General features: G+C 47.5%; 13 protein-coding genes. 5 read left to right on the top strand and 8 right to left on the bottom strand.

What is annotated here, in order from left to right; genetic code table 11:
* The first annotated feature begins 32 nt into the window (after window positions 1-32).
* On the top strand, window positions 33-224 hold the full coding sequence (locus tag C2M17_RS10470; RefSeq protein ID WP_105190478.1) for a hypothetical protein: 192 nt from the start codon (window positions 33-35) through the stop codon (window positions 222-224).
* A 161-nt stretch (window positions 225-385) separates the two neighbouring features.
* On the opposite strand, the gene C2M17_RS10465 is transcribed toward C2M17_RS10470, so the two are convergent.
* The 5 genes from C2M17_RS10465 to C2M17_RS10445 form a co-directional block, all read right to left on the bottom strand.
* A complete protein-coding gene (locus C2M17_RS10465) occupies window positions 386-856 on the bottom strand; it encodes a hypothetical protein (RefSeq protein ID WP_105200707.1) in 471 nt (156 codons plus the stop codon).
* A 140-nt stretch (window positions 857-996) separates the two neighbouring features.
* Complete coding sequence (locus tag C2M17_RS10460) at window positions 997-1,326, bottom strand: hypothetical protein (RefSeq protein ID WP_105200706.1); 330 nt, start codon at window positions 1,324-1,326, stop codon at window positions 997-999.
* Between the two features lie 79 nt (window positions 1,327-1,405).
* Window positions 1,406-1,705 (bottom strand): hypothetical protein, encoded by a 300-nt coding sequence (locus C2M17_RS10455; RefSeq protein ID WP_105200705.1) that lies wholly within the window; start codon window positions 1,703-1,705, stop codon window positions 1,406-1,408.
* Between the two features lie 47 nt (window positions 1,706-1,752).
* Entirely contained in the window at window positions 1,753-2,790 is a 1,038-nt protein-coding gene (locus tag C2M17_RS10450; protein WP_325050668.1) for an alpha/beta hydrolase-fold protein, read from the bottom strand.
* A 426-nt stretch (window positions 2,791-3,216) separates the two neighbouring features.
* Window positions 3,217-4,191, bottom strand: coding sequence for a transposase (locus C2M17_RS10445; protein ID WP_105200862.1), 975 nt, complete (start codon window positions 4,189-4,191; stop codon window positions 3,217-3,219).
* A 429-nt stretch (window positions 4,192-4,620) separates the two neighbouring features.
* On the opposite strand from C2M17_RS10445, the gene C2M17_RS10440 reads away from it, so the two are divergent.
* Window positions 4,621-5,175, top strand: coding sequence for a hypothetical protein (locus C2M17_RS10440; protein ID WP_105200704.1), 555 nt, complete (start codon window positions 4,621-4,623; stop codon window positions 5,173-5,175).
* A gap of 48 nt (window positions 5,176-5,223) precedes the next feature.
* Here C2M17_RS10440 and C2M17_RS10435 read toward each other — a convergent pair whose 3' ends face one another.
* Both C2M17_RS10435 and C2M17_RS10430 read right to left on the bottom strand, forming a co-directional pair.
* Window positions 5,224-5,802: a DNA-3-methyladenine glycosylase I gene (locus C2M17_RS10435; protein WP_105200703.1), complete on the bottom strand. Its 579-nt coding sequence runs from the start codon at window positions 5,800-5,802 to the stop codon at window positions 5,224-5,226.
* A gap of 28 nt (window positions 5,803-5,830) precedes the next feature.
* A complete protein-coding gene (locus tag C2M17_RS10430; RefSeq protein WP_105200702.1) occupies window positions 5,831-8,524 on the bottom strand; it encodes an insulinase family protein in 2,694 nt (897 codons plus the stop codon).
* Between the two features lie 165 nt (window positions 8,525-8,689).
* Between C2M17_RS10430 and sixA the strand changes: the two genes are divergently transcribed.
* A complete protein-coding gene (sixA, locus tag C2M17_RS10425; protein ID WP_105200701.1) occupies window positions 8,690-9,157 on the top strand; it encodes a phosphohistidine phosphatase SixA in 468 nt (155 codons plus the stop codon).
* 31 nt (window positions 9,158-9,188) lie between these two features.
* On the opposite strand, the gene C2M17_RS10420 is transcribed toward sixA, so the two are convergent.
* On the bottom strand, window positions 9,189-9,518 hold the full coding sequence (locus C2M17_RS10420; protein WP_105200700.1) for a stress response translation initiation inhibitor YciH: 330 nt from the start codon (window positions 9,516-9,518) through the stop codon (window positions 9,189-9,191).
* 221 nt (window positions 9,519-9,739) lie between these two features.
* Here C2M17_RS10420 and C2M17_RS10415 point away from each other — a divergent pair, with 221 nt between their 5' ends.
* Together C2M17_RS10415 and C2M17_RS10410 are read left to right on the top strand one after the other, a co-directional pair.
* Entirely contained in the window at window positions 9,740-10,390 is a 651-nt protein-coding gene (locus tag C2M17_RS10415; RefSeq protein WP_105200699.1) for a GAF domain-containing protein, read from the top strand.
* Between the two features lie 46 nt (window positions 10,391-10,436).
* Window positions 10,437-11,630, top strand: coding sequence for an amino acid aminotransferase (locus C2M17_RS10410; protein WP_105200698.1), 1,194 nt, complete (start codon window positions 10,437-10,439; stop codon window positions 11,628-11,630).
* Window positions 11,631-11,676 lie beyond the last annotated feature (46 nt).

Below are 11,676 nucleotides of genomic sequence, written 5' to 3'. Positions count from 1 at the left end.
TTAAAGTCGCCGCCCGAGAATGAGGGGGGATTATGATTTTATTGTTAAGCGTCGTGTTTGCCAGTTTATTATTTGTTGTTGCTACCGCCAAAGGCATGCCAGCCAAGCGCTGGGCTCTACTCGGCGGATTATGTGGCCCCTTCGCCCTGGCGCTGTTTAATGTGCATTACCGCCGCGCCTTGATGCGCACCATAGCCCATTGTGGGATTATTTGGCGACCCTGATATTTCTTTGTGCTGGAAAGGATGCCGCCGAGCATCCTTTTTTGTGTAAGTGAGTTGCAACTCATCGGCAACGGTTTTCTTAGTTGGGTGTCGTCGTCACCGCGACAAGATCCAGCAGTTTGGACAAACTACCTAGTTTTAGCAATTCACCCAAAAGCAGATTAGTTTCCTGCTTTACCCGCTTCGAGTATTGGCAGACCTGCCTCGGTGGGGATGTATATGCGCTCGCCATTGCCTTCTTGCAGGCCTTTAATCCAGACATAACGCAGGTAAGCTTCATTCCCTTTTAGAGACTCGCCTATGATTCTGTTTGCCTCTGCGGCTGCCTTTGCTCTTTCGATGTCTGCTTGACCCTCGGCTTTTGCTTGAACAATTTTGGCTTCACCTTCGGCTTGGGCTAACGTGACCCGCGCCTTTGCTTGCATGAGCGCTGCTTGCTCCCTGGCCTTGGCCTCTTCAATGAGGATTTGTTTGCTCCATTCCGCCTCTTTTAATGCGGCAATACCATTCATTTCTAATTTATATACTTTGTATTTAGGCCAAGCCCATAAGGCCAGTATGATTAATATCACAAAGAATAAAACTGTGGCCACCAGACCACCAAAAGCGATTGCATTTCTATTTGGGTGCACAATTTTTCCTTTCTTTATAATAGGTTATTATTCAGTCCTTGAAGTTAGCTTACCTTGTTGGCTGTGCTAAAACCAGCATGGGTAGCGAGGTGGCACAATCTAAGGGCTGAAGAGAGTGAATACTTTCCCAAGCGGCATGGTTAGGGCTTTGTTTGATACTGGTGGCACAGCATTAAAATGCCCACTGAGATAGAGACCGAGCCCAGATAAGTCAACGCCATGACAACATAGCTTTTATAGAGCATAGCTTTAGCAAGTAGGTCGGTATCCAACCTTGCGATTGCAACTGTCATGAGCGTATCCAATGGCAGCAAGCCCACCAGGATAATCCCAAGGCTAAGAAAATAAATGGCTCCCTTGCCAAAGGTTCCGTGCAGTTTCACGCTCGCAATAATGGCCAAAATAATGGGACTAATGGCTGCCAAGAGCGTAAACAATGCAAAGGTAATAAACGTCGATTCTTCTTCCATGAGGTAACTCCTTCCTTAGAGATATAACATCCGCATGATGGGCAGGTTCAGCTTGGCTAAAATTAGCGCCAGCCTAGCTTTACTTGTCCTGCTTTAACAACTTGTTAGTTTGAATTTCACTGTAATCAATAGGCTTATTTGCAGCAACAATGACTGCCACAATAAATGCAGGTATAAACTGATAGAACCATTCGGCTATATTTTGAGCAAAAAGAAATGCAATTGATGCACTAGTTAATGCTGTAATAGCAACACAAGTTAAAGCTTGTAATTTATATGCCCAACTAACATGACCAGAAGAGAACTCTTTTCTAGATGCAAACCTAATTGCAAGTGCATAGATAATTAGAAAGAAGTATAAAAATACAAATGCACCCATGATTTCCTTTTCAAACTAAAGTTGATTATCGCGGCCTTGTAAGCCAGTTAACTTTGCGTGCCCTTCACTAACGGAAGCAATCTATCGCGACGTTGGATAAAGAAGTCATAACCAGCATCGTCTTCTTTGGACAGCTCTAAGGCCATATTAACCTGTTGCAGTGAGTCCTTATATTGTCCGTTGCGCTCATAGGCAAAGGCCAGTCCGTTATATGCATCGGCGGACTTAGGGTGCAATTCGATATTAAACTTGAATAGCTTTATTGCCGTTGTAAAGTCATCTTCAAAGACAAAGTGGTAACCCAGTTCTCTTATTACCTGTTCCGGCGGCGCTATCTGTTCGCCGTATTGCTGTGAAAGGCGAGCGTAGTAGTCGGTAATAGAGTCCAGCTCGCCGGTGAATGCTTGTACCGGCATGGCCCTGGGCATAAATAAATGATGGTACGCATTGAATATGCCGGCGCTGGATGTCAGTGCGTGCGCTACATCGTCGAAGGCGTTGGTGACCAGGGTCAGATTCTTGGGTTTATTGGCCATCATAAACTTATGCAAGTCATCATACACAGCGCGCATATCGCCACCTTCTTCACCTATGTTCATATACACATAGCTATTAAGCGTTTTTGCTTTGGCAATGAACTCCTTGGTACTCTTTGCCGACGCGCCATGGTTCCACCACACCGCAGGGCTATAGGCGATATGGGCCTGAAAAAGCTCGGGCTTGGTTTGTAGCGCATAAAGGGCAAAGACTCCGGCTGCGGAAGCGCCGGCAATGACTCTAAAGTCATGGGTACGGTATTTATTATCGACCAAAGGGATTAATTCACGTTCGAAAAAATCCAAAAACTTGGCGCCACCGCCACCGAGTCCGACCGGCCCCCTTGGGTCTTGGTTTACCGTGGGATAAAGATCTCTCAGGCGGTTGGTATTTTCTATGGCGACAATAATAACCTCGGGAGCTGATTGGGCATTCTGTAAGCGCTCTATAACCGCCGTAAGCAGGGGGAGATTACTGGCACCATCTAGGCGGTAAATTACCGGGTACACCTTGTCAGGGTTGGTGTGGTAGCTTTTAGGTAATTGCACCAGGATGCGCGCTCTTCACCAAGCACTTTTGACTGTATGATTTCGGTGTGTTGACTGTAGATGTTATCTGGCTGTTCTTGAGCCAAAGTCATGGTTGAGGTCAGCGTGGCGACAAAAAAAGTCATCAGCAGAGCGCAGGTCGGCTTTAGAAGACTCACAATAAATCCCTTTATATAAACGCGTTATTTGACTCAAACTAGCATCCTCTACAAAAGAATAAAACAATTATAACCAAAACAAACAAAACACCCACTTTAAGAATTGAGCTTGTGCAACGGAACAAGAAAATACATTTTTAAAGCGAGTTCAATCAGAACAAGCGGTTTTTAGTGGATTTACCCTTCGTTTTTGTCATTGTCGTAAATTCTGGACGTGCGAAATCGACACTTCGGTTAAGGACTCAAACATAGGGAAGGAAAGTAACACTTAAGCGAATAAGCTTTGGCTATTACTTAAATCTACACGTCGCTTTCGGTGTTGATGCTGGCAGTAGGTTGTTAAGGCTTGCTCCTTACCTACCGCACCGTGAAAGACCTTGGTGAATGAAGTCGTAAGCGCTAGCCAGTTTTTCGGGCAAATATCGAGGCGCTGAAGTATGGGGGCTGCATCTGATGAAATATGCCCTGGCTTATCTTCGCGCATACAGCGTCCTGTCCATTCAATCAGCTCTAAGTAACTCTGTAGCTCAAATGGCAACCCCTTAGGCATGTTTTTGCGTGGATTACCAACAAAGGGCATTAAGGTAGTGGGTTGCTGACCCTTCTTTGCTGAAGCGATTCTAGTTTTCACGCTAGTGTAGTCGGATTGTTCGGGTAAATCAGCAGCCTTTGCACGGATCGGGTTTAAGTCCACATAGGCTAAACAGGCAACCAAGGCAGCTTCATCAAGGAGGGCCTGGGACTTAAAACGCCCTTCCCAAAAACGGCCGGTGCAGTCATCTTCGCGATTGGCTTGACGGGCAATCCCTTCATTGAGGACACGCATAAACCAGCTGATATCACTAAGACGCTCCCGATAAATCAAGATACGACTGTGCAGCGCGGCCAGCTCTGCTGTATCAAGCTGCTCTCCTTGCACAAAACGTTGGCAGAGCACGGTGCCTTTAAACAATTTATGCCAACGCAGCACTATGGCTTTATCCGTTAAGTGCTGGGCTTTAGGCTTATCCACATACAACACCACATGGGTGTGGTTACTCATCACTGCATAAGCGCATACATCTATGCAGAAAATTTGCGCTAGCTGCAACAGTTTACTTTCAACCCAATCGCGGCGATGTTCATAAGAGCGGCCGGTCAGTGCGTCTATGCCACATAAAAACGCCCGCCGTACACAACGAGAGATGCAGTGATAATAGGGGGTATCAGCCAGACTAATTTGGTTTTTACGAGGCGTTGCCATCATCCACTCCTCCTTGAGTCGAACATTCAAAGTGTAGTCAATGAGTCTGGAAGTGTGAAATTTTGGAGTGGGTGTCTTAGTTATTTTTTGAAGTGGGTGTCTGAGTTAGTGCACTTCAGCTGCGTTTCACCCTCACCAGCTAAAAGGCGTAACAGCTCGCCTCAGCTATTTATAAACTCAAGCTCATCGCAAATGATCGGGCTAACAATAGTGATATTGGCTGCGAGTTGTTAATTAACGCCTCTGCTAGCCTTGGACAGGCGGAAACCTTCCTCTTTTTCTACTATTGATTAAATACGCTTGCGAAAAAGTCGTTACTGGTAAAGCTCGCTCGATGTAACGAGAAACGGGCTTAAGAAGTTGATGCTTTTGGTCGGATTCTAAAGGCGTATTTCTTCTGGCATTCAAATAGTTAAGTAGGAGCGGTTAATGAAGCATCCTAGGCATCAGGTATGGGTAAAGTTCATACTACTGTTGTTAATTTTATTATCCTACTTTGGTTATTTAACTTACCAGTATGACTTTGTGACAGGCGGGGTCGCATCCCTGATTACCTGGAGCTTCTTTGTGCTTTGCACTCCGGTTGCCGATGCTGGCTTTTTACTGGACTTTCCCATTCGATTATTACTGGGTATTCGTATGGTGTTCTCAGAAATAGCAGTCTGGTTGATTGCTATTATGATTAATGCGCTCTTGCTGTCTTACCTTCCTGAGTTTTATGAAACAACATTTGTTACACAGACTATGAAAATGATATTAACCACACCTTTTCCATATTGGCTGGTTATTTTGCTGTCTGGGGTGGGGACGTTTCTGTCTATCCGATTTGGTGATGAACTGATGGACGTTTTTCACCATAAAGAGCGCTTGTTCTATCTACGCCATCACTTCAAACAAGAGCTAATTTTAATTGTTTTTTTTATTCTTGTGCTTTTCGGTTATTACGAAATAATCTCAACATTGGGTGTAAATACCAATTTCTGACACTTACTCGCTCACCAACTAAAAGGCGCAAGAGTTCGCCTTAGCTACTTACTTATACATAGCCAAAACCTGCGCTTTTCTATAACAGTCATCATGATGGTCGTTGACCATGCCGCAGGCTTGCATATGGGCGTACACGGTCGTTGACCCTAAGAACTTAAAGCCGCGTTTTTTTAGATCCTTGGCAAAGGCATCGGATTGTTCGCTGGTGGCGACATAATCCTCACGCGACCGAATCGAGTTCACCCTGGGCTTGTTATCGACAAACTGCCATTGATAGGCGCTAAAGCTGCCAAATTCCTTTTGCACTTCGATAAAACGCTGGGCGTTATTAATGGTGGCGTTGATCTTGAGTTTATTGCGGACGATCCCTGCATCGTCGAGCAGGCGGGCGACGTCCTGATCGTTAAAGGCGGCCACTTTGTGTACATCAAAGTTGGCGAAGGCACGGCGATAGTTGTCGCGCTTTTTTAAAATGGTGTACCAGCTCAGTCCGGCCTGGGCCGACTCCAGAGTTAAAAACTCAAACAATTGTTGGTCGTCATAAATGGGCACGCCCCATTCATTATCATGGTAGGCCACATAATCTTCTTTGCTGAGATCCACCCAGCTACATCTGGTACACATAACTTGTTCCTTGGGTTGGGGGTCAGGTTTACGCCTGTGTTGAGCCTTGGGGATCACTCAACCATTCCATCCGTGCTCGTTGTGGCGCAAACAGCGCGTTAAGATACTGCAGTACCTGCTCAAACTCTATATTTTCTAAAGTGTTCAACAGGTTGGCCTGCAAAGTAAAATCAACCCCCGGGTTACTGATCGCCAGCCAAAAGCGCTGTGAGCGCAGGCGCAGGTTTTTATCTTTCTCGGCAATTTGGCGATACAGACTTTGTTTACTGTGCTCCCAGGTTTGCTCATCCATTTGCGCCACCTGCTGGCAGTACTGGCTAATAAACTGATTATGGTGCGCCAAGAGCTCCTTTCCCGAGACATTGGGCGACTGCACATAAAATGCCAGGCCTGCGCGGGAATTAAAAGGTGCATAACCGGCGCCAACCAAATAGCCAAGCTGCTGCTCGGTGCGCAGGGCATTAAAGTAAGGCTGATTAAGGAGGTGATTGACCACCATCATCAGCACCTTCTCTTCGATATCGTGCGTGGCGGCCTGATAATAGATCACCATGGCATGGTCGTTACTGGGCAAACTAAGCTGTTGCTGGATTACAGAGGTGATCTCCGCAAGGGGGCGGTTAATGGCCTCGATATTGGCTCTTTGTTCCAGATGTGTCTGGATCAAGCGTAAAAAGTCGTAAGCATCGGCGGGTCGCCAATTGCCATGTAGAAAAGCTTCAATATGCACGGCGGCAAAAAACTCCTGACGGAATTGCTTAAACTGCAAATAACTGGTGCTTTTCAGTGCCTGTGCTAAGGCCTCCGGGGTTGGATTCCAAGGCATGATCTCGGCGCCGATGCGGCTGAAAATCTCGCTTACAGGTTTGTTTTGATTACTCGATTGCCAGTGGCGTACCAATTGCTTCTTGTATTCGGCATAGCGCTTGGCACAAATATCTGCATTAAAGAGGGCATCCAAGAGCCCCTGCGCCAACTCAAGCTGGCTCGAAGACAGGCCCGCAGTATGTAATGTTAAACCGCCCTGGTGCGACGATAAATGGTAGTTCAGGCCCGCCAGTTCGGCGGGGTAAAACTGCTCAGCCACGCAGTCGATAAAGAGATCCGCAAATAAGCGGGTCAGGGCCATATGTTGCACATCTTTGACCGCCAAATGGGAATCTATGGCGAGGTAAAAATGACCCTTGGCAACGCGATAGGTGGCGTCTTGTTTAAACCAAAAGTTAAAGCCCGGATGTGAGGCCAGTTTTTCCGGGGTGGCACCGGGGGACTCCAGCTCATGAAGCACGCAAGGGCGCTGCAAATAAGGGTTTACCTCGGGCAGCGACATGGTGCCCAGCGGCGTATCTATGGCGGCCAGGGCGTCGAGCCACTGAGGCTCCAACGCCTTGGTGTAATAAGGGGTGTTGTACCATTGTGTGGTTTTACTGCTGCTTACGCCCGGGTGGATCAACACCAAGCGCATATTCTTCGGGCTCAACCAGTCGAGCACCTTAGCAAACTGCTGGGGCTCATAACCGGCCATCAAATAGTCGCCGTTAAGATAATGCTCGCTGGGGTAATGGTGCATATTCACGCTCAAACCACTGACCCAATCCAGTAAACGAGCCTTTTCCTGATTATCGAAGGCGATTTGCAACAGCGTTTGCTTATCCCGATACAGGGCATGTAATTGTTCGGCGTTTTGGCGGATAAGGGCGATATAGGCAAACACCATCTCGACTATATCCTGATAATACTCGATGCCGTCATCGGTCAGCGCCAAGCTGATATTAAAGTCTTTAAAGTTGCTGCCGTTAATGCCACCACCGGCAGACAGGGCATTGATCCAGCCCTGATTTTTTAGCAGAGAATGCAAGGAGCCTTCGCCTTCATAGCCGAGTAAATGGGCAAGAAAGCTGACCGTTTTGTGCTTATAAAACTTATCTATGCTTGGCATAGCGAAGCTGATGATCAGCTTTTGCAAATGCTTATGGGGCTCAATATGCAGCTCCAGCCCCAGATCTTGCGGGCGATACAGAGGCTCTGCAATATCCGGCTTAGCGGTTGCATTGCTGTTGATATCCGCGAAAAGGTGCTCGGCCCAGGCCTTTAATTGCGCCAGAGTGTAAGGACCACACAGCACCAAGGTCATCCACTGGGCCTGGTAGTGCTCGGCAAAGAAGGTTTCCAGCTCTTGCTTTATCGGGCCGTGAGCATCGCTCAGGGTATCGAGACTGCCCACCGAAAACTTGGCAAAGGGATGCTTTGGATTCACCGTTTCCTTGTGCGCCTGATAGATACGACGGCCATCGTCCTTAATCTTGAGTTTAAATTCGGCATCGATGGCGTTGCGCTCTTTGTCTATTTCCCCGTCATTGAACAGCGGCGCGATAAACAGCTGGCTAAAACGCTCCAGAGCCGGTTGAAAAAATTGCTTGGTGATGTCGAAGTAATAGCAGCTGTGCTCGGTGCCGGTCCAGGCATTGCTGCTGCCTCCATGGCGGCTGATAAAGTCGTGAAATTCACCGGCTTCGGGGTATTTTTCGGTGCCGAGAAAAAGCAGGTGCTCAACAAAATGGGCGAGGCCCTGACGATGCCAGGGGTCATCAAAATGCCCGGCGTTAACGGTAAGCGCGGCGGCCGCTTTTTGACTATCACTGTCGGCGACTAACAAAACCCTAAGACCATTGGGCAGTGTTAGCGCTTGGTAGAGTCTGTTATCATTGCGGCTGATATTCAATTATTGCTCCTGAAACTAGAAAAGTTACAAGATGTTCAGGGCCAGCGGTTACGGCGAAGTGCCTACCTGAATATCGGGTGGTAAAGCTAAACTATAGCGAATATCGCGCCTTAATGGCTAGCTTTTGCGGCAAAACTTTTTCTCTAATTAGTTGATTTAACAGAAATGAAAACAGTTTTAATCATGCGTCATGGGGATGCGCAGGCAGTGCAGGAACAAGATAATTTGCGTGAGTTAACCGATAAGGGGTTGGCGCAGGCGGATCATGTTGGTCAATGGCTGGCGCAACGCTTTAATCCACAAGGGTTAATTGTCAGTCCCTATGTACGGGCGCAGCAAACCGCGATGCAGGTGAAGGGGCATTGTCGTAACTTTATTTACAGTGAAGACAGCGAAGAGGTGACTCCTAGTGCCGATGCCAAACGCGCCGTTGATTACCTCAGCGCCCTGATAGCTGTGCATGATGAAATTGATTGCTGGCTGGTGGTCGCCCATATGCCCATAGTCAGCTATATGGTGGCGGAGTTGTGTCCGGATAAAATGCCTATCTTCCCAACCTGTGGTGTAGCTCAGATAGATTATGACCCACAGACGCTACGCGGCCATTGGCGGGCCTTGTATAGCCCGCAATAGCATAGCCCGTAATAACTGCGAATCTCCGGCTTTAGCCGCCAGCAATTTTTACCTTAAAGCCCTGTGCCTCAAGCAAGCCCTTTAGCTTGTCGCGGTCATCTCCCTGGATTTCGATAACGCCATCTTTAACGGCGCCGCCTTGGCCCATTTTTGACTTTAACAGCTTGGCCAGCTTCTTCAGATCATGCTCCTGCGGATCAATTCCCACAACCAGCATCACCCCTTTGCCTTTACGACCTTTGGTTTGTCGCTCTATGCGTAGCGCCCCGTCTTTAAACAACTTAACGTCGGCTTGCTCTTTCTCAACGGGTGCCTTAATACGGCCCGTTTCAGTTGAATACACTAGGTTATTGTCGCTCATCAGTACCTCCGACCTAAACAGGCTGTTAGCTTATCATAACTGGGCTCTGCGTCTTGCCAAAATAGTGCTGAGAACTGCACTTCAAGCGGGTAGATAATCAGAGGCTTATGAGCTTTAGGTTAGCAGTTGCTCCGGCCCCGATCCCATTTCATTTTGCTATTGCCTGTGCTTTTGCCTCTGTGCTAGCATCCTTTCAAATTTTTGGATGTTTGGATGGCTAAATGATTTTATATAACGAGTGGGCACAAATTGAGGCGGATGAGTCGCAGACCCTGCATTATCAAGCTTTATTACAAGAATATTTGGCGAATACAAGTGCCCAGGTGCAATGGCAATACCTTATTCCAGAGCTGGGTGAGGGCGGCGCATGCAGCTTGTTTGGTCATTTACAGGAAGAGCCCTTTAGCCTGCGGGAACATCTTGATATTGATGCCGAGGCACAGCTTGCCAAGTTGCAGGGGATAGTCGATTTTGTCGTACAACAAAGCGGCGTCGATTGGTTCGGTATTTATCAGTCTCGTGATATCCATGGTCAGTCGCAGTTGCTAAAGCTGGCGTATCACGGCGCCCCCAGTCGTCCCTTGTTTCCCATTACCCCTGAGTTTGCCGCCACCAGTAATAATGTGCAGGTTGTAAGCTCTGGAAAGGCCAGAATTATCAACAATGTGGAAGACTATGTTGCCAGCGGTGGCGAATACTATACATGTGATCCTAAAGTGAAGGCGGAAAGCTGCTTGCCGCTTTATTCGCAGAAGGGTAAAGTAGTGGGCATCATAGATGCAGAAGCATTCAGCACAGATTTTTTTACCCCCGAACGCATAGCCTTGTTGGTCGCCGCAAGCAAAGAAATTGTCGCGCATCTGCCAGCCTAATGTGGCCGGGTACTGCTAACCCTGAGATAAATAAAAAGAGAGTCCCATGTTCTCACAATTAAAACCATTACCGACGGATCCCATTCTTGGGTTGATGGCTGCGTTTAAGGCTGACACCAATGCCAATAAAATCGACTTAGGTGTCGGTGTTTATAAAGACGAGCAGGGTAATACCCCTGTGCTAAAAGCGGTAAAAAAAGCGGAAGAGTTTCGCTTAGCCAATGAGACCAGCAAGTCTTATATCGGATTGGCCGGTAACCTGGATTATTGTCAGAAAATGGAAGAATTGTTGCTAGGCGATGCACACCCTGCTTTGCTGGCAAACCGTGTACGCACGGCACAAACTCCAGGCGGTACAGGTTCACTTCGCGTAGCCGCTGAGTTTATTAAGCGTTGTAATGAAGATGCCACTGTTTGGGTGACAACTCCGACCTGGGCTAACCATATCAGCCTGTTTGAAGCTGCCGGTCTGACGGTAAAAGAATACCCTTACTACGACTATGAAAATAAGGGTTTATTGTTCGACGAAATGGTTAACGCCTTAAGTCAGATCCCAGCAGGTGATGTGGTATTGCTACACGCTTGTTGTCATAACCCAAGCGGTATGGATTTGAACGCCGAGCAATGGCAAACCGTAACCGACATCGCTAAAGCACAAGGCTTTACCGTGCTTATCGATATCGCTTATCAGGGTTTTGGTACTAGCCTGGACGAAGATGCTGCTGGCCTACGCCTGCTTGCTTCACAGGTTGAAGAGCTGATCATCTGTTCTTCATGTTCGAAGAACTTTGGTCTTTACCGTGACCGTATCGGCGCCTGTTCTATCATCTCTAAAGATGCCAGCGCTGCCGATGTATCTAACTCGGTACTATTGAGTGTAGTGCGCAGCATTTACTCTATGCCGCCGGCGCACGGTGCGGACATTGTTAGCACTATTCTATCTAGTTCTGAGCTTACTACTATGTGGCACGATGAACTGGATGAAATGCGTTCACGCATCAATGAATTCCGTTCATTGCTAAAAGAGAAGCTAAACGACAAATGCCACGGCATGGACTTCTCATTTATTGAGCGCCAGCACGGTATGTTCTCTTTCTTAGGTATTAATAAAGAGCAGATCGAGCGTCTACAAAAAGAGTATTCGATTTACATCGTTGGTTCGAGCCGCGTTAACGTAGCCGGTATCAGCCACGCCAATATCGATTACTTCGCCGACGCCGTAGCCGAAGTAACGAAATAACTTTCGCTGACAGCGAAGCAAAAAAAGCCAGCATTTGCTGGCTTTT

Origin of the sequence: Pseudoalteromonas sp. T1lg10, assembly GCF_002964545.1 — a bacterium.
Taxonomy (GTDB): Bacteria; Pseudomonadota; Gammaproteobacteria; order Enterobacterales; family Alteromonadaceae; genus Pseudoalteromonas.
Note: the sequence above shows the minus strand (reverse complement) of the source record. Positions and strands in the feature narration are given on the sequence as shown.

Coding starts and splice junctions, on each gene's coding strand:
- C2M17_RS10470 (WP_105190478.1), top strand. CDS start 33: ATGATTTTATTGTTAAGCGTCGTGTTTGCCAGTTTATTATTTGTTGTT.
- C2M17_RS10460 (WP_105200706.1), bottom strand. CDS start 1,326: ATGGAAGAAGAATCGACGTTTATTACCTTTGCATTGTTTACGCTCTTG.
- C2M17_RS10455 (WP_105200705.1), bottom strand. CDS start 1,705: ATGGGTGCATTTGTATTTTTATACTTCTTTCTAATTATCTATGCACTT.
- C2M17_RS10445 (WP_105200862.1), bottom strand. CDS start 4,191: ATGGCAACGCCTCGTAAAAACCAAATTAGTCTGGCTGATACCCCCTAT.
- C2M17_RS10440 (WP_105200704.1), top strand. CDS start 4,621: ATGAAGCATCCTAGGCATCAGGTATGGGTAAAGTTCATACTACTGTTG.
- C2M17_RS10435 (WP_105200703.1), bottom strand. CDS start 5,802: ATGTGTACCAGATGTAGCTGGGTGGATCTCAGCAAAGAAGATTATGTG.
- sixA (WP_105200701.1), top strand. CDS start 8,690: ATGAAAACAGTTTTAATCATGCGTCATGGGGATGCGCAGGCAGTGCAG.
- C2M17_RS10420 (WP_105200700.1), bottom strand. CDS start 9,518: ATGAGCGACAATAACCTAGTGTATTCAACTGAAACGGGCCGTATTAAG.
- C2M17_RS10415 (WP_105200699.1), top strand. CDS start 9,740: ATGATTTTATATAACGAGTGGGCACAAATTGAGGCGGATGAGTCGCAG.
- C2M17_RS10410 (WP_105200698.1), top strand. CDS start 10,437: ATGTTCTCACAATTAAAACCATTACCGACGGATCCCATTCTTGGGTTG.